Origin of the sequence: Mesobacillus stamsii (assembly GCF_030814065.1) — a bacterium.
In the GTDB taxonomy this organism is placed as follows: Bacteria; Bacillota; Bacilli; order Bacillales; family Cytobacillaceae; genus Mesobacillus; species Mesobacillus stamsii.
In genome coordinates, this window is the sequence record NZ_JAUSUN010000004.1 from 132,572 (window position 1) to 149,170 (window position 16,599).

Annotated in this window: 17 protein-coding genes; 12 read left to right on the top strand and 5 right to left on the bottom strand. The window is 42.5% G+C overall.

Going from position 1 to position 16,599, the window contains the following annotated elements:
- Positions 1 to 70 precede the first annotated feature (70 nt).
- Positions 71 to 520 (top strand): hypothetical protein, encoded by a 450-nt coding sequence (locus J2S25_RS04715; protein ID WP_044396626.1) that lies wholly within the window; start codon positions 71 to 73, stop codon positions 518 to 520.
- Positions 521 to 565: 45 nt separating this feature from the next.
- Here the strand turns inward: J2S25_RS04715 and J2S25_RS04720 are convergent, their stop codons facing one another.
- The 3 genes from J2S25_RS04720 to J2S25_RS04730 all read right to left on the bottom strand — a co-directional run bounded on the left by J2S25_RS04720 (position 566) and on the right by J2S25_RS04730 (position 3,228).
- Positions 566 to 1,735 (bottom strand): MalY/PatB family protein, encoded by a 1,170-nt coding sequence (locus J2S25_RS04720; protein WP_044396644.1) that lies wholly within the window; start codon positions 1,733 to 1,735, stop codon positions 566 to 568.
- A gap of 176 nt (positions 1,736 to 1,911) precedes the next feature.
- Positions 1,912 to 2,766, bottom strand: coding sequence for an alpha/beta fold hydrolase (locus J2S25_RS04725; RefSeq protein ID WP_044396625.1), 855 nt, complete (start codon positions 2,764 to 2,766; stop codon positions 1,912 to 1,914).
- 216 nt (positions 2,767 to 2,982) lie between these two features.
- A complete protein-coding gene (locus J2S25_RS04730; protein ID WP_044390160.1) occupies positions 2,983 to 3,228 on the bottom strand; it encodes a helix-turn-helix domain-containing protein in 246 nt (81 codons plus the stop codon).
- 195 nt (positions 3,229 to 3,423) lie between these two features.
- Here J2S25_RS04730 and yugI point away from each other — a divergent pair, with 195 nt between their 5' ends.
- Both yugI and J2S25_RS04740 read left to right on the top strand, forming a co-directional pair.
- Entirely contained in the window at positions 3,424 to 3,816 is a 393-nt protein-coding gene (gene yugI, locus J2S25_RS04735; protein ID WP_044390161.1) for a S1 domain-containing post-transcriptional regulator GSP13, read from the top strand.
- Between the two features lie 124 nt (positions 3,817 to 3,940).
- On the top strand, positions 3,941 to 5,134 hold the full coding sequence (locus J2S25_RS04740) for an ornithine--oxo-acid transaminase (RefSeq protein ID WP_044390220.1): 1,194 nt from the start codon (positions 3,941 to 3,943) through the stop codon (positions 5,132 to 5,134).
- A 38-nt stretch (positions 5,135 to 5,172) separates the two neighbouring features.
- On the opposite strand, the gene J2S25_RS04745 is transcribed toward J2S25_RS04740, so the two are convergent.
- A complete protein-coding gene (locus J2S25_RS04745) occupies positions 5,173 to 5,406 on the bottom strand; it encodes a DUF378 domain-containing protein (RefSeq protein WP_044390162.1) in 234 nt (77 codons plus the stop codon).
- Positions 5,407 to 5,573: 167 nt separating this feature from the next.
- Here J2S25_RS04745 and J2S25_RS04750 point away from each other — a divergent pair, with 167 nt between their 5' ends.
- The 3 genes from J2S25_RS04750 to J2S25_RS04760 all read left to right on the top strand — a co-directional run bounded on the left by J2S25_RS04750 (position 5,574) and on the right by J2S25_RS04760 (position 9,026).
- Positions 5,574 to 6,737 (top strand): iron-containing alcohol dehydrogenase, encoded by a 1,164-nt coding sequence (locus J2S25_RS04750; RefSeq protein ID WP_307191347.1) that lies wholly within the window; start codon positions 5,574 to 5,576, stop codon positions 6,735 to 6,737.
- Between the two features lie 167 nt (positions 6,738 to 6,904).
- Positions 6,905 to 8,254, top strand: coding sequence for a glucose-6-phosphate isomerase (locus J2S25_RS04755; RefSeq protein ID WP_044390164.1), 1,350 nt, complete (start codon positions 6,905 to 6,907; stop codon positions 8,252 to 8,254).
- Between the two features lie 364 nt (positions 8,255 to 8,618).
- Positions 8,619 to 9,026 carry a YugN-like family protein gene (locus tag J2S25_RS04760; protein WP_044390165.1) on the top strand — a complete coding sequence of 136 codons (408 nt, stop codon included), beginning with the start codon at positions 8,619 to 8,621 and terminating at the stop codon, positions 9,024 to 9,026.
- Here J2S25_RS04760 and J2S25_RS04765 read toward each other — a convergent pair.
- Positions 9,023 to 10,012, bottom strand: coding sequence for a potassium channel family protein (locus J2S25_RS04765; protein ID WP_044390166.1), 990 nt, complete (start codon positions 10,010 to 10,012; stop codon positions 9,023 to 9,025). The genes J2S25_RS04760 and J2S25_RS04765 overlap by 4 nt on opposite strands.
- A gap of 144 nt (positions 10,013 to 10,156) precedes the next feature.
- Here J2S25_RS04765 and J2S25_RS04770 point away from each other — a divergent pair, with 144 nt between their 5' ends.
- The 6 genes from J2S25_RS04770 (at position 10,157) to J2S25_RS04795 (ending at position 16,575) form a co-directional block, all read left to right on the top strand.
- Positions 10,157 to 11,689, top strand: a complete 1,533-nt coding sequence (locus tag J2S25_RS04770) for a spore germination protein (protein ID WP_307191348.1) — start codon at positions 10,157 to 10,159, stop codon at positions 11,687 to 11,689.
- Between the two features lie 13 nt (positions 11,690 to 11,702).
- Positions 11,703 to 12,800, top strand: a complete 1,098-nt coding sequence (locus J2S25_RS04775; RefSeq protein ID WP_307191349.1) for a GerAB/ArcD/ProY family transporter — start codon at positions 11,703 to 11,705, stop codon at positions 12,798 to 12,800.
- The gene (locus J2S25_RS04780) at positions 12,787 to 14,040 is read left to right on the top strand and encodes a Ger(x)C family spore germination protein (RefSeq protein ID WP_307191350.1); all 1,254 of its coding nucleotides are present in this window, start codon (positions 12,787 to 12,789) and stop codon (positions 14,038 to 14,040) included. Before J2S25_RS04775 ends, J2S25_RS04780 begins: the two co-directional genes overlap by 14 nt.
- Positions 14,041 to 14,042: 2 nt before the next feature.
- Positions 14,043 to 14,201, top strand: coding sequence for a hypothetical protein (locus tag J2S25_RS04785; RefSeq protein WP_307191351.1), 159 nt, complete (start codon positions 14,043 to 14,045; stop codon positions 14,199 to 14,201).
- A 355-nt stretch (positions 14,202 to 14,556) separates the two neighbouring features.
- Positions 14,557 to 14,946 carry a DsrE/DsrF/DrsH-like family protein gene (locus J2S25_RS04790; RefSeq protein WP_307191352.1) on the top strand — a complete coding sequence of 130 codons (390 nt, stop codon included), beginning with the start codon at positions 14,557 to 14,559 and terminating at the stop codon, positions 14,944 to 14,946.
- A 195-nt stretch (positions 14,947 to 15,141) separates the two neighbouring features.
- Complete coding sequence (locus tag J2S25_RS04795; RefSeq protein ID WP_307191353.1) at positions 15,142 to 16,575, top strand: bifunctional metallophosphatase/5'-nucleotidase; 1,434 nt, start codon at positions 15,142 to 15,144, stop codon at positions 16,573 to 16,575.
- The last annotated feature ends 24 nt before the right edge of the window (positions 16,576 to 16,599 follow it).

A 16,599-nucleotide genomic window follows, 5' to 3' on the forward strand; every position in this document is an offset into this window, starting at 1 on the left:
AGTATCTTTTCCTTATTTTAAGAAAACGTTATAATACGGGTATTCTAAAAATCTAGAGTAGGGGTTTATATTGGAGAACTTATTGATAGAACAGATAATTGAGCGTATTCTAGTCCAATCCGGCAGCAGTGTGCAAGTTGTCCTAGAAGATTTTTTTCCGGGAGATCGGTTTGCGGGCGGGAAATATAATGTTGACAATCATATTATTACTTTATATAGGGAAGAGATTAAGGCGCAATGCTTGCAGTTGTTTTCCTCAACGGAACAGTTTGGAAATTACCTTGCCGTTGTTTTCGCACATGAGATTGGGCATGCTGAAGATCGCGAGCTTCGCGATTTGATTCAGCGAATGGATGGAACCGCCAATGAAGCTACGAAGAAGGGAATCGCCCTTCAGATTGAGATGAATGCCTGGGATTTCGCGAGAACACTGATTCCACAGCATCTGCATTCTTTCATGGACATCATTATCGATTCTTCCCTTGAACCATATTATGAAGCACTTGAAGTGACAGCTTGAAAATGGAGCCGACCCGTAAGGGAGGCTCCATTTTTTTATAAAAGTCTAGCTAAAAGCTTTTTTCAATCTTTGAAGCCCATCATTTAAAGTTTCCCGCGGGCAGGCAAGATTCATTCGAACGAAGCCTTCACCGCCTTCGCCATATTTCGTTCCTGGTTCCAGCCCCAGTTTTCCTTTTTCCAAAAGCTGTTTCTGGATTTCCTCGTCGCTTAAACCTAGGCCACGGCAATCGATCCAAAGAAGGTAGGTGGCATCAGCCTTCATTGGTTTGAGTGCTGGTAGGTGTTCAGCAATAAAGTTCGTTGTGATATTCATATTTTCATCGAGGTAGGCAAGCAGCTGCTCAAGCCATTCCGCTCCGTTAAGGTAGGCCGCTTCCATTCCGGCAATCGCAAAAGTGTTCAATGTGAAAAAGCCTTGCTGGTCCTGGACTGCCTTGAATTTAGCCTTCAGCTCTTTGTTCGGGATCAGTGCTGCAGATGCCTGAAGCCCGGCAAGATTGAAGGTTTTGCTTGGCGCGATGAATGTGGCCGTAATCTTCTTGAATTCTTCTTTAATAGAAGCGATGGGAATATGGACATTTGGTTTGAACACCAAGTCTGAATGAATTTCATCGGAAAGAATCAGCACATTATACTTTACGCACAGGTCGCCGATTTTCTCCAATTCATCCTTCGTCCATACTCTTCCCCCAGGGTTATGGGGATTGCAGAGAATGAAAAGTTTCACATCATCCTGCAGCTTGGCTTCCAAGTCGGCAAAATTAAGTTCGTAGCGTCCGTTTTCAATTAGTAAATTAGAAGTAACCAGCGTGCGGTCATTCTTTTTCACCATGTTGAAAAAGGGTGTGTACACAGGGGAGTGAATGAGCACCTTATCACCCTTTTCTGTAAATGCGCGGATCGCCGTGCTGATCGACGGGACAACTCCTTCACTGAAAAGGATGGATGATTTCTTAAATTCACAGTCGTGCCGCTGTTTCATCCAGTCCTGAATAGCCTCTGTCACAGACATTGGGACAAACGTATAGCCGAAAATGCCGTGATCGATTCTTTCTTTCAATGCATCGAGTACTGCCTTCGGAGGAAGGAAGTCCATATCCGCCACCCACATCGGCAAGATGTCCTCTCTTCCAAACACTTTATCGAGAGCATCCCATTTTATTGAATAGGTTTGATTCCGATCGACTACCTTGTCAAAAATACTATTTTCCATATTTTCCATATGTACGCACCGCCTCTTCCTAAAAATTTTTTTAGTTCTACACCTTATGATAAGTTATTTTTTAAAAATAATCAGGTGATTAATTTGGAATCGGAAGAATTAAGCTAAAATTAGTAGAATTTTGAAAGAATGAAGATAGAAGAACCATAAGACCTGAACGGCAGTCTTTAATGGCTGCCGTGTGCTGTTGCTTCCGCTGTTTTTTCTGCCTGGATAAATTGATTGATAAGATGGTGTACATCCTCTGGCCGTTCCTCGGGGACAAGGTGGCCGGTTTCTTTTAAGATGACGAGCTCGGAATGCTTCAGGTCCTTGTTTAACTTCCTGCCAATCCGAACAGGTACCACTTTATCATGTTCCCCCCAGATGAGCAGGCATGGAGCATTGATTTTCCTTATTTCTTCTGTTGAGAGATCCCCTTCACGATGGCGGATCATCATCGTTAATGCTTTGAAAATATCATCTTCAAGAAAAGGGGATAGATAACCATACAGCATTTCGTCATTGATCATGGAATGGTCATAGACAACATTTTGAAGGTTTTGCTTCACACCTGATCGGGCAAGATGGAATTTTACATACCGGTGAAAAAAGGGAATATAACTGGACAGAACCATTGGCAGGCTTGCCTTCTTTAAATAGCCGGAGCTGCAAAGAAGGATGCCCCTTTTCGCATAATCTGAATGATGCAGCAGAATATTCATGGCGATTTGTCCGCCCATCGAGTGGCCAACGATTTGGAACTCACGGATTCCAAGCGATTTCATTAGTTCCACAACTGTCGCGGCAAGGTTCTTATAGGAATAGCGGAAATTGGACAGCTTGCCGCTTTTTCCAAAAGGGGGAAGATCAATCGAAATTACGTTATAATCCTCTTTCAACAACGGAATTAAATGCCGGAAGCTGAAGGAGGAAGAGAGGAAACCATGAAGCAGTACAAGCGTTTCCTTTGCGTCAAAGTTTTGGTAATGCTCATAATACAAATCGATCCCTCTTATCGTTTTATTTCTGGCGTATTCCATCGGTTTTCACTCCTGACATGATTACAATGTTGGTAGGTATGTCATTTATTTTCCCCGTGATTCCCAACTTCACACAAAAAAATGTCCAGAAACAAAAAAAGAGATGGACACCAAAACTGGTTTCCATCTAAAAGGGGGGAATACTAGAAAGCCTTATGGGAGTAGGATAACCGATTTGACAGAATAATATACCTGTAGTTTTCGTTTTTTTATTCATTATACATCAGTAGATTTTTCGCTTAGGTAAGACGGTGCAGCATAATAAACTTCCCTTATCAGCTCGGATGCTGGAACGTCGAGTGCTGTAGAAATCTTTAACATCGTTTGCATCGTAGGTATCTGCTCCCCGCTTTCGTATCGTTGGATCGTTCGAGTACCTACCCTGATTTTAAAAGCAAGGTCTTCCTGGGAAATTCCGGCTCGCTCACGAAACATTTTGATATTATGTCCAATTGCAACCATCGCTCTTCACCTCCAAAAAACTGTTACTAGTAGTTTATCATTAAAATTTTGAAAATACCGACAATATTTTGAACGTTTTCTAAACTTTCGGTTTGATTGCATTAACTTATTCTTTTTGATTAATCCTATAGATTGTGATATAATTTTTAATTGCGTATTAATGGGATAAAATAAAAAATATTTAGGAGTGTTTCCATGTCAGAGAAAATCGAAGTAGGCAGTGTTTTAACAGGAAAAGTAACAGGAATCCAGCCATATGGCGCTTTCGTAGCATTAGATGAAAATACACAAGGTCTTGTGCATATTTCGGAAATTACGCACGGCTTTGTTAAGGATATTAACGAGCAGCTGTCAGTTGGCGACGAAGTGAAAGTGAAAGTATTGTCAATTGATGAAGCAGCTGGAAAAATTGGCTTATCTATCCGTGCAACGGAAGAAGCTCCTGAACAGCCGCAACGCGCTAAAAAACCACGCAATAAACGACCAGCTGCAGTTGTTCAGTATCAGGACGACTCAGCACAAGGCTTCAATACGCTGAAAGATAAGCTTCAAGATTGGATCAACCAGTCAGATATGGCTAAAAAATAAGTTTTAAACCTGAAACCGGACATTGCGTCTGGTTTTTTTATTTTAGTTGGGGGTTAAAATGAAAAGGTTTGCAGGTTACAATAGGAGTGTCTACCAACTTTTTCATTGGAACGGAGGAAGATTCATGAAATTAAAAACGAATTCGCTGATTGAACAGACACAAAAGTATGGTGCAAATAATTATCATCCGCTGCCGATCGTAATTTCGAAGGCAGAGGGAGTGTGGGTAGAGGATCCTGAAGGCAATAAATATATGGATATGCTTAGTGCATATTCTGCTGTCAACCAAGGGCATCGCCATCCAAAAATCATCCAGGCGTTAAAGGACCAGGCAGATCGCGTAACGCTTACTTCAAGGGCATTTCACAATGATCAGCTTGGACCTTGGTTTGAAAAAATTTGCAAATTGACGAATAAAGAAATGGCCCTGCCGATGAACACGGGTGCGGAGGCAGTCGAAACGGCAGTAAAGGCTGCTCGACGCTGGGCTTATGATGTCAAAGGAGTAACAGAAAACCAGGCGGAGATCATCGCTTGCGTCGGAAACTTCCACGGCCGCACGATGACAGCTGTTTCTTTATCTTCTGAGGAAGAATACAAGCGCGGTTTCGGGCCAATGCTGCCAGGAATCAAACTGATTCCTTACGGAGATATGGAAGCTCTGAAAGAAGCAATCACTCCAAATACTGCAGCATTCCTGATTGAACCGATCCAGGGAGAAGCTGGTATCGTGATTCCACCTGAAGGCTTCATGAAAGCCGCTTTTGACGTGTGCAAAGAAAACAATGTCCTGTTCATTGCAGATGAAATCCAGGCTGGGCTAGGCAGATCCGGAAAAATGTTCGCATGCGAATGGGAAGGCATCGAGCCTGATGTCTATATTCTCGGAAAAGCACTCGGCGGCGGGGTATTCCCAATTTCCTGTGTGGTGGCAGACAAAGCAGTGTTAGAAGTTTTTAATCCTGGCTCTCACGGATCGACTTTCGGTGGCAATCCAATGGCTTGTGCGGTGTCGATTGCCTCTTTAGATGTGCTGATCGAAGAGGAACTTGCAAACCGTTCCCTCGAGCTCGGAGAATACTTTGCCGGTAAGCTTCGTGAAATCGACAACCCAATGATCAAGGATGTTCGTGGCCGCGGCCTGTTCATTGGTGTCGAGCTAGCAGAACCAGCGCGCAAATATTGTGAACAATTGAAAGAAGAAGGCCTGCTGTGCAAAGAAACACATGATACCGTCATCCGTTTTGCCCCACCGCTTGTCATCAGCCAGGAAGAACTGGACTGGGCGATCGAGCGAATCAAGAAAGTTTTGTCATAAAATGAAAAAAACCCGCTTCTTGGCGGGTTTTTCTTATCCTACCGGGTTGGGCGCGGTTCTGTTGCTCTTTCCTCGCTTTCGCTTGGCGCGAAAAGAAGTCCGATATTGATTAAACCGGCAAGTCCTACTAAACCATAGACGATTCTTGCTATCGCTGAATCCTGGCCGCCGAAGATTGCTGCAACAAGATCAAATTGGAAAAATCCGACTAGTCCCCAATTAATTGCTCCGATTATCGTAAGAACAAGTGCTGCACGTTGCATGCCGCTCATGGCAAATTCCTCCTTACATTAAATTTGTACATATATAGATTGTTTCAGTACGGTGTGAATTATTCATCTGATGTATTTTTCTTGTATCCTTTCTAAAACTAAGGAGTGTATTTTTTGCAATGCTTTTTAAAAAAGAACATAATAGTTTCTAGAGGAAGGTGATTTAAATGGATAACTTTACTTTTTACAATCCAACAAAACTGATTTTTGGCAAAGGCCAGCTGGAGGAACTTAAAAACGAGGTTCCACAATACGGAAAGAAAATCCTGCTGGTTTATGGCGGCGGAAGCATCAAGCGCAACGGACTTTATGATTCCGTAATGGGCACTCTAAAAGAAATCGGCGCCGAAGTATTCGAGCTTTCCGGTGTGGAACCGAATCCGCGGCTTTCAACTGTCCATAAGGGCGTTAAGATCTGTAAAGAAGAAGGCATTGAATTCCTTCTGGCAGTAGGCGGAGGCAGTGTCATCGACTGCACGAAGGCAATCGCTGCCGGGGCAAAATATGAAGGCGATGCCTGGGACCTGGTCACCAAGAAGGCGATGGCAACAGAGGCACTTCCCTTTGGAACAGTGCTCACTTTGGCCGCTACAGGCTCAGAAATGAATGCCGGTTCTGTCATCACCAACTGGGAAACGAATGAAAAGTACGGCTGGGGCAGCCCTGTCACATTCCCGAAATTCTCGATCCTCGATCCTGTAAACACTTATACAGTCCCTAAAGATCAAACGATTTATGGAATTGTGGATATGATGTCTCATGTATTTGAACACTATTTCCACTTGACCGAGAACACAGAATTTCAGGATCGCATGTGTGAATCCTTACTGATGACTGTGAAGGAAACAGCTCCTAAGCTTCTTGCAGACCTGGAAAACTATGAATACCGTGCAACAATTCTTTACTCTGGAACAATGGCGCTGAATGGAATCCTTAATATGGGTTATCGCGGTGACTGGGCTACGCATAACATCGAGCACGCCGTTTCAGCTGTATACGACATCCCTCACGGTGGCGGTTTGGCGATCCTGTTCCCGAACTGGATGAAGCATAATCTGCAGGTAAAACCAGAACGCTTCAAGAAAATGGCTGTAAGAGTCTTCGACGTGAATCCGGAAGGCAAGACAGATGAAGAAGCTGGTTTGGAAGGAATCGAAAAGCTGCGCGAATTCTGGAGCAGCATCGGTGCACCATCTCGACTTGCTGATTATGACATCGATGACAGCAAACTGGAATTGATGGCGGATAAAGCAATGGTGAATGGCGAATTTGGCAATTTTGCTAAACTGAATCGTGAAGATGTTCTTGATATTTATCGTAGATCCTTATAAAATCAACCGGATCCGGGAATTTCCCCGGATCCTTGGTTTTAAAAAGGAATTACAGAAGCGTAAAAAAGATTTCACAATTGGGCACGCTTACATCTAAGGGTGTTTCTTGATTATTCGGATTCAATTCGATAAAGTGATAGAGAATATAAAATATTGGAGGATCAGACATGACACATGTTCGTTTTGATTACTCAAAGGCGCTTAGCTTTTTTGGTGAACACGAAGTTACATACTTAAGGGATTTTGTAAAAGTAGCCCATCATTCCTTACACGAAAAAACGGGTGCAGGCAGCGACTTTTTAGGCTGGATTGATCTGCCTGTTGACTATGATAAAGAAGAATTTTCCCGCATCCAAAAGTCAGCGGAAAAAATCAAGCGCGATTCTGATGTTTTGCTCGTTATCGGAATTGGCGGATCTTATCTAGGCGCACGTGCTGCGATTGAATTTTTGCAGCACAGCTTCTACAATGCTTTACCAAAAGAAAAACGGAGCACTCCGCAAATCATTTTTATCGGAAACAATATCAGCTCCACTTATATGACAGATGTGATCGACCTTTTGGAAGGCAAAGACTTTTCGATCAATGTGATTTCGAAGTCTGGAACAACAACCGAGCCTGCGATTGCTTTCCGTATTTTCCGCAAACTGCTTGAAGAGAAATATGGTGCCAAAGAAGCACGCAAACGCATTTACGCAACTACTGACAAAGCACGCGGTGCATTGAAGACCCTTGCTGATGATGAAGGCTACGAATCATTTGTGATTCCGGATGATGTTGGTGGCCGTTATTCTGTATTAACGGCAGTCGGCTTGCTGCCAATTGCTGTCAGCGGATCAGATATCGAAGCGATGATGAAAGGTGCTGCACAGGCAAGGGAAGACTTTGGCAAGTCAGAGTTGGAAGAAAATCCGGCTTATCAGTATGCTGTGGTCCGAAACACGCTTTACAATAAAGGCAAAACCATTGAAATGCTGATCAACTATGAGCCATCTCTTCAGTACTTCTCAGAATGGTGGAAGCAGCTGTTCGGCGAAAGCGAAGGAAAAGATCAGAAGGGCATCTATCCTTCCTCTGCGAACTTCTCGACTGACCTCCATTCACTGGGGCAGTATGTACAGGAAGGGCGCCGTGATTTGTTCGAGACGATCATCAAAGTGGAGAAGCCTCGTCATGAACTGACAATTGACGAAGCAGCAAGCGATCTTGATGGCTTGAACTATCTTGCTGGAAAGACAGTTGATTTCGTAAATAATAAAGCGTTTCAAGGAACAATGCTAGCCCATACAGATGGAGACGTTCCGAATTTGGTTGTGGAAATTCCTCAGCTTGATGAGTATACTTTCGGTTACCTCGCATACTTTTTTGAAAAAGCCTGCGCAATGAGCGGCTACTTGCTTGGCGTAAATCCTTTCGACCAGCCAGGCGTGGAAGCATACAAGGTGAACATGTTCGCATTGCTTGGAAAACCAGGCTTCGAAGAAAAGAAAGCAGAATTGGAAAAACGGCTTAAATAATAGTGAAAGGAGCACCCGAACGAGAAACGGGTGCTCCTTTTTTAATTTTAGAAACTGGAAAAAATCGCGTGGAATTTCCAGTTCGCCAATAAATTTTGAAAATCGCCAATAAGTCTGTGAAAATCGCCAATAAATTTGGATTATCGCCAATAAAGTAGTGAAAACCGCGAATAAAAATAAATTATCGCCAATAAATGTAATGGCACTAGAAAAACTGTCCGTCATCCGGCTTGTGGGCGGACAGAAATAGCAAAATTTCGGAAGTATAAACCAATTTCCAGTCAGATTCCGACCTTAGTCCACTAATTAAAAGGTCGCTTTTGGTTAAAACTAAGCGAAAATGAATGGAAAGGCGGAACGACCATTGATTCAGATACAATCGGAGCTAGAGGGCAAACATTTTGAGCTTTTCAAACTGGAGCAGCTGCTTAAACCGTTGGGATATTCGGTAGGCGGAAACTGGGATTATGATCATGGAGCCTTTGACTATAAAATGGATGATGAGGCGGGCTATCAATTTTTGCGCCTCCCGTTTAAGGCGATTGATGGGCAGTTAGACTCTAAAGGTTGCACTGTTGCATTACAGCGGCCATTCCTGCTATCACATAACTATCAGCGTGGACTGGATGACCATGCGGAAATTGGAAATGCCAGCGCCTCCTTTAACCAGTTCCAAGAGCCGGTTGATAAGGATGCAAGCTTTCCAAAAAAGTATATAGAAGTGGGCAGAGCACTTGTCCACGAAGTGGAATCAATCTTATTGCCGCATTAATCATTCGAAATGGCGAGAAGTTGATCCTCCTTTTTAATGCTGAGATTTTTTGGGGGGTTGACAATTAGGTCATCCCCTCTTTTTATTCCGATTAGGATGACGTTATTTTCCTTTAGCAATAAGCTGCTTGCTACTTGAAAATCTTTGCCGTGAAGGAAGGATTCCACCTGTATATAAGCCAAATGGTTGCTTTTTAATTCCGCTAGCAAATCAAGTAATGGACTGACTGCGTCAACAGAGGAGATCGTGTTCATCAGCACGGCACTCGTCAAAGCATTAGCTGGGATCAGCTCATCCGCTCCTGCTCTTCTCGCGTTATTGACTTGTTCACTCGTTTGAATTTCGGCAATACAGCGGATATCTGGATTCAATCCTTTGATGGCAAGCAGTGTTAATATCGTATGCATATCAGCTTGTAATTCATCTAGATTTTGATCTGAAGTAATCATTACTATTTTTGCAGTGGAAATCCGGGCTTTCCATAATGTCTCATCCTTGTTCGCTCGTCCCTTGATAAAATGAACATTGTCAGCTTTTATTGGATGGGACTCCAGTGTCTCATCGATTAGGATGATCGATTCTGTTTTCATAAGATTTTGGATGATCGTCCGCGACTTTTCATTCCAGCCGATAATGATCATGTGATCGGACCCTTTATAACCAACACGCCCCTCCATATATGCGTTTTGTTTTGTCACTGTTGCTGCGGAAAGGTGAATAAAATAAGAGGACAAAAACCCAGTCCCGAACAGGAGAAGGATCATAGCAGTTACTCTTCCTGCTGCGGAAACCGGGTAAAAGTCTCCGTAGCCCACAGTGGAGGCGGTAACAATAGCCCACCAAACCCCGTCAAAAACAGTTGGAAAACGATTAGGCTCAATAATATGGATGACCGATCCAAACAGGACTACCATAAAAGCGGCCATCATCAGGATTCTCGTCCAAATCGGCAGCCTGACAAAGCGAATATAAAACTGGTTGGTCATTTCGAATCCTCCTCTCTCCACCCTGCTGCATTATTCTTCCCATTTTTTTCATCAAATAACGAATTTTTTTCTATACATAAATCTTAGCAATTTAGTAAAAGTTAAGAATAGGAAAAAGTGAGATTGTAGCGGGGAGAAGATTAGATGCTTAAGGAAATGTTTCAAGTGATCAAGAAAAGGAAACAGAAACCACTCTCCATGCAACAGCAGCTTGTCGGAGAACAGACGGAGTTAAAAGAACAAAGTATATCCAGTGACCTCGAAGAGAATTTTCAAACTCTAAAAAAACTGTTTCATATCCCTAAAAATAATGACGTTAAGGTAAGGGAGTTATACATTGAAGGCTTAAATAAAAAGGCTTGCCTGCTATTTATTAGTACGATTTCTGATGTCAAAAGCATTGAAGAGAATATCCTAAAACCTTTACTCACAAATAAGTCTGGAAAGGAAATAAAGGAAATTGTATCGATACAGGCAGTAACAGAAATTCACCTTTTTAAGGATGCTGTCAAAAATCTTAATCAGGGAAACACGGTCCTATTAATAGATGGATGTTCCCAAGGCTTTGCCATGGACTGTCCGAATTTTCAAGGCAGGACAATTGAAAAGCCCTCAACGGAAATTTTAATTAAAGGGCCGAAGGAAGCATTTATTGAAAAAGTCCACGTCAATATTTCCTTGATTAGGAAAAAAATAAAAAATGAAAATCTAGTCGTCGAGTCAATAGACGTCGGGGCAAGATCGAAAAGTGAAGTATATATTTTATATATTGATGACCTGGCGAATGACAAGCTGGTGGAGAACATTAAAAACAGATTGAACCGCCTCGATGTGAATTCAATTCAAAATTTGTCATTGCTGGAAGAGTATATTGAAGAACGGAGCTACTCTTTGTTTCCTAGTATATTATCTACGGAAAGGCCAGATCGGGCAGCCACCTTTCTCGAGGATGGCTATATCGTTCTTTTAATGGACAATTCTCCTGACTGCCTTGTTCTCCCGGCAACTTTTTGGTCATTTTTTCACAGTCCGGAGGATCATTATCTCAGATTCCTTTACGGCAATTTCACGAGAGCATTAAGAATGGCAGCAATGTTTATTACGGTGTTTACCTCGGCGATCTATATCGCGATAACAGCTTATCATGCGGAGATGATCCCTTCTGAGTTAATGCTTGCGATTGCGGCTTCACGTGAAAAAGTACCCTTCCCGGCTGTGGTAGAAATTTTGATGATGGAGTTTGCGTTTGAACTAATTAGGGAGGCAGGACTGCGAGTACCAAGCCCAATTGGACCAACAATCGGCATAGTTGGAGCGCTGATTCTTGGACAAGCTGCGGTTCAGGCGAATATTATCAGTCCGATCGTTATCATTGTTGCAGCGCTGAGCGGGCTTAGTTCATTTGCAGTAAGTGATATAAGTCTGAACTTTGCCGTTAGGCTAATCCGCTTCATGTTTATCCTATTTTCAGCCATTATGGGGATTTATGGGATGACTGCTTTTTTTGTAGCAGGCCTGTATTATATGGTTTCTATTAAATCGTATGGCGTTCCTTACTTGGCGCCAATGTCACCTAGCTATAAGTCTTCTAGTGATACAATTTTTCGAAGGCTGTTAAGAAATGAGAAATTCCGGCCAGGGTTTTTAAAGCCTTCCGATTTACAAAAAAAACAATAATGGGGCATATAAGATGAAACAAAATAAGGGGACAATTGGGATTAAGGAATATATCGCACTCGTAATTCTGACCGTAGGTGCCAAGCTAAGTGATGATACTCCGGCTATTCTGTTCGAAAACGCTAAAAATGCTGGATGGATTGCGGTTGCATTGATTGGCTTGGTGTCCGTTCTGCCCATTTTGTTCATGCTGAAAGTGTTTTCGGTTCATAGGGAAAAGAATCTTCATGAAATTACCCTTCACCTTTTCGGCAAATTCATTGGAAACATCGTGTCCATTTTGCTGTTGTTAGGCGGGGTATTTGCCTTAATCGTGGATTCTGGAATTTCTACCGACATCATTAGCTCCTTTTATTTGACAAAGACACCGCCAATTATTGTATATTCGATTTTGATGATGGTGTGCGCATACGGTGCGAAACGAGGGTTTGAACATATCGGCACAGCTGCCTGGCTGTTGCTTCCTTATATAAAAATCACCCTGTTTATTGCCTTATTATTTTCCTTCGGGGAGGGCACCTTCGGGTTCATGTATCCTTTATGGGGAGAAGGTATGCTGCCAATCATAAAAACGGTAGCAAAGGATATGTCTATTTATGCGGATTTTCTCTACATTGGTTTAGTCGCCCCTTTGGTAACTTCCTTTAAAGTGTTAAAAAAAGGAACAATTTGGGCCTTAGCCATTGTCACGTTTGAAATATGCATTGCCATGGTGGCATTTGTGATGTTATTTGATTACACGACGGCAGAAATGCTTGCTTACCCATTTCATGAAACAATTCGCTATATTCATATAGGGTTTCTTTCAAATGTAGAAACATTTTTCTTCCCGTTTTGGCTGGTCGCGACATTTATTAGGTTCAGTTTTTATTTATACTTGAGTGCAACCTTACTAGGAGGAATTCTAAAAATCAAGGAATTTGAATACTTGATTCCATTATTGACGACCATCGTGATCTTATTGGGAGCAGCAGCGGAAAGTCCTTCGATTACCCTTTCTGCTGCCAGAAAAATGAATTTTCAATTGCTAACTCCAGCCTTTTTTGTGCTCCCGCCATTAATGTGGATCTTGGCAAAAATACGGGGTGACTTCAAAAATGAAACAGCATAGATGGCTCAAAATCATTCTTTTGTGTCTGCTTACGATGGGGCTTGCCGGCTGCTGGGATAAACAAGAGCTTAATGAGAAAGCTTTTGTGATTGGCATCGGACTCGATAAAGATGAAGAGGAAGGGAAGGTAAAAGTAACCTACTTAATCACAAACCCTGAGGCAGGAGCGCAGCAGGCAGGGGGAACTACAAAAGAGCCCCCCCAGGAAATCATCTCGCTCGTGGCGGATGATTTTATTTCTTCAAGAAATACGGCCAACGCAATTGTTGCGAAGAGCATTTCTTATAATTTGCTGTCCGTGCTGATTGTATCAGAGGATTTGGCGAGAGATCCAAACTTCATCCGGTTAATATATAGTGCTGCCAAGGACAGGGAAATCAAAAGAAGCTTAAAAATTATTGTGACAAAGGAAAAAGCAGAAGCATTCATTAACAATAATAAACCTAAGCTGGAAACCAGGCCTGATAATTATTTTGGGTTAATCATTAATAGAGGGCAAAAAATAGGGATGATCCCTGACGCAGACTTAAAGAGTTTTTTTACCGATACGGAAGGAGATGCAGATTTTTTCCTCGCTATTTATGCAACGACTGATAAGGAGCAACGTGACAAAGAAAATACAAGTGATGATAATTTGATCGCGGGAGAAATTAAGGAAGAGGGAACGTCCAATAATACGGAAATGATTGGTTCTGCCGTTTTTAGCCAAGGGCAGATGATTGGAAAAATGACAGGCGAGGAAACGAGAATTTCGAGCCTTCTGGATGATACATGGAATGCCGTGGATATATTGACGGCATATCCAGACCCATTTGATGAAAGGTATAGGCTCACAGTGAGAATGTCCAAGCAAAAAAATAATACATATAAGCTAACAAATGATTATGGCAGGCCGCATTTTGAAATTACCGTCCCTCTATACATTGAAGTACTAAGTGATCCAAGCATGGTCAATTATGCCGAAAATAAACAGAAAGTGGTAAAATTGAAACAATATTTGACTGACAATATTGAGAAAAAGATGCAACAATTTATTGAGAAGACTCAGAAGGAATTCAAAGGAGATACCTTCCACCTATCTGTCCCTTTTAGGAAGCATTTTGCTACACTAGGGGAATTCCGCGATTTTGACTGGATGAAGACGTATCCCGACGCAGAAGTCAACGTGAAAGTGGAAATTCACTTTGGGGAATTTGGCCGTCAGACAAAGTTGCCTAAACTGAAAGAAGTGAGGGATTAACATTGATTTATGTTATCTGGGCTGCGGTATTCCTTGTAAGCTTTTATTCGATCCTGTTTTCAGTCACTCTTTGGAAGCAGAACAACAAGCCTGGTTCGATTGCGATCTTCCTGCTGTCGCTTGCAGCAGCCACGCTACCCTATTTTACATTAGTAAAATGAAAAATCAGGCTGATAAATCGATCTCAACCTGGTTTCTTGGTTCCAGCTTCCCCACCTATTCTTGCAAAGAGCAACAAATCAAATCAAAATGGTTGCTGTTTTGGTTAATCTTTTTTACAATATACGCATAGTGTTTACCGTAGGAGGTATATCAACTTAGTATGGATTCCGCGAATTCATAAAATACTAAGCTTTAGGAAGGGGGAAAGTGATATCCATTTCTGCGGATAAAGTACTGAAAGGAAAGGACTTCATGTCCAATTTCGATTGTCAACACGAAAAAACCAATAAATGTTGTTTCCGGGATGAACGAGCCTGACAGAAACATCAGTTGAAAACTAAGGAGGACTAATAAATGAAAGTAGCTATCATCGCCTCTAACGGCGGAATGTTCGACGCATATAAAGTATTCAATATCGCCACTGCGGCAGCAGCATCAGACGCAGAAGTAGGGATTTTCTTCACATTTGAAGGTCTAAATTTGATCCACAAGGAAGCATATAAGCAGCTTCCGACACCTGAAGGAACGGAGCACTTCCAGGAAGGCTTCGCGAGGGAAAATGTTCCTCCAGTGGAGCAGCTTGTTGAGATGGCAGCAGAATTGGGTGTCAAAATGATTGCCTGCCAAATGACTATGGACGTTATGTCTTTGGAAAAAGACCAGTTCGTAGATGGCATTGAAGTTGGCGGTGCAGCTTCCTTTATTCACTATGCAAGCGATGCAGACATTACCTTATCATTCTAACAATCAAGAAAGGAGTACCTATTGTAGGGTACTCTTTTTTTAAGAGTAAGAAAGTATAAAATTCACTTAGAGAATTTGCCAGCTCCAGCGCTTGTCAGGGCTGACCAAGGCGCTTATGCTTTTCTTACAAAAAGGCATAAACATTAAGTAAATTAGGAAGTATAGGAAAATACGCAAAAGGATAAGGAGGATTCGATGGCTAAGTTGACGATCATTCAGCAGAACGATACACACGGAAGTTTGGATTTGCATGATGAATTGTTTTGGAAGGATAATCAGCCAGAGCTTAAAAAGACTGGTGGCCTTCCGAGAATTGCAAAATATGTGAAAAATCTCAAATTGAAAACGGAAAATGTGCTATTTCTTGATGGCGGCGATCTTTTTCACGGCACACTCCCATTGGTTGCTTCAAAAGGGGAAGCGCTCCTTCCTGCTTTACATAAAATGGAATTGGATGGTTGGGTTCCAGGAAATTGGGATTACGCCTATGGAAAAGAGCAATTATCTTCATTGGCAAATGCCCTTCCTTTCCCTGCTGTCGCTTGCAATGTAAAGGAGTCAAGTTCCGATTCGTTTTTTTTAAAACCCTATTTGATCAAAGAGTTTAACGGAATGAAGATAGCGGTAATTGGTTTGACCTATCCATATGTCGATGAGACGATGCCGGAAAGCTTTGCTAAAGGTCTTTCTTTCTCAAAAGGGGTGGAAGAGGCCCGTCGTTGTGTCGATGAGCTGAAAGACAGTGTGGACCTGATCGTGCTGCTGAGCCATATGGGCCTCCCGCTTGATGTGGAACTAGCGACTCAAGTCGAGGGAATTGATATCATTTTATCAGGACACAGTCACGATCGCATTGAAAGACCGATTACCGTAAACGGTGCTCTCGTTGTCCAGGCTGGTTCCAGCGCCTCTTTCCTTGGGAAGCTGGAGATCACTTTAACAGACGGTAAAATAGCTGACTATCAGTATGAATTGGCAGCAATCGATGAAAGCTTTCCTGTGGATGAGGAAATAGAAGGAATCATTGAAGAGATTCTGCTGCCTTACAAGAAGGAGCGGAAAAACATCGTTGGCAGGACGGAGTCGATTTTACACAGAATGACCTTGAATGAAGCTCCGATGGACCAGCTAATCACGGATGCGTACCTCGATGGCTTTCCGGAGTGCGACTTAGCTTTTTCCCACGGCTGGCGCTATGGCACACCTATCAGGCCTGGTGATATAACGGAATACGATCTGCATTCGATCATCCCGACAAATCCACAAATGTTCACGCTTGAAATGAGCGGGGAGCAGCTGATAAATGCGCTCGAAAAGAACTTGGAGATGGTATTTTCAAGGGATCCATTCAAACAAAAAGGCGGATATATCCTGCGATCCTCTGGACTATTCATGGCCTTCAAACCGTACAATCCTGATGGCAACAGGATCCAGAAGCTGCTCGTTGGCGGAAAAGAAATCAGCTTGACAAAAAAATATAAAATCGCCGGTGGCGGGAAACAGCTGTTCAAAAATGCAGAAGCCCGCAAAACATATCACGGTGTTCAGGCAATCGACGTTATCAAGAAGTTTTTACAACAACGGGGAACATACAAAGCTGTTCAGGAACCGAGGATCATCAGCATCTAAGGAATATCGAGGGCAAGAAACACA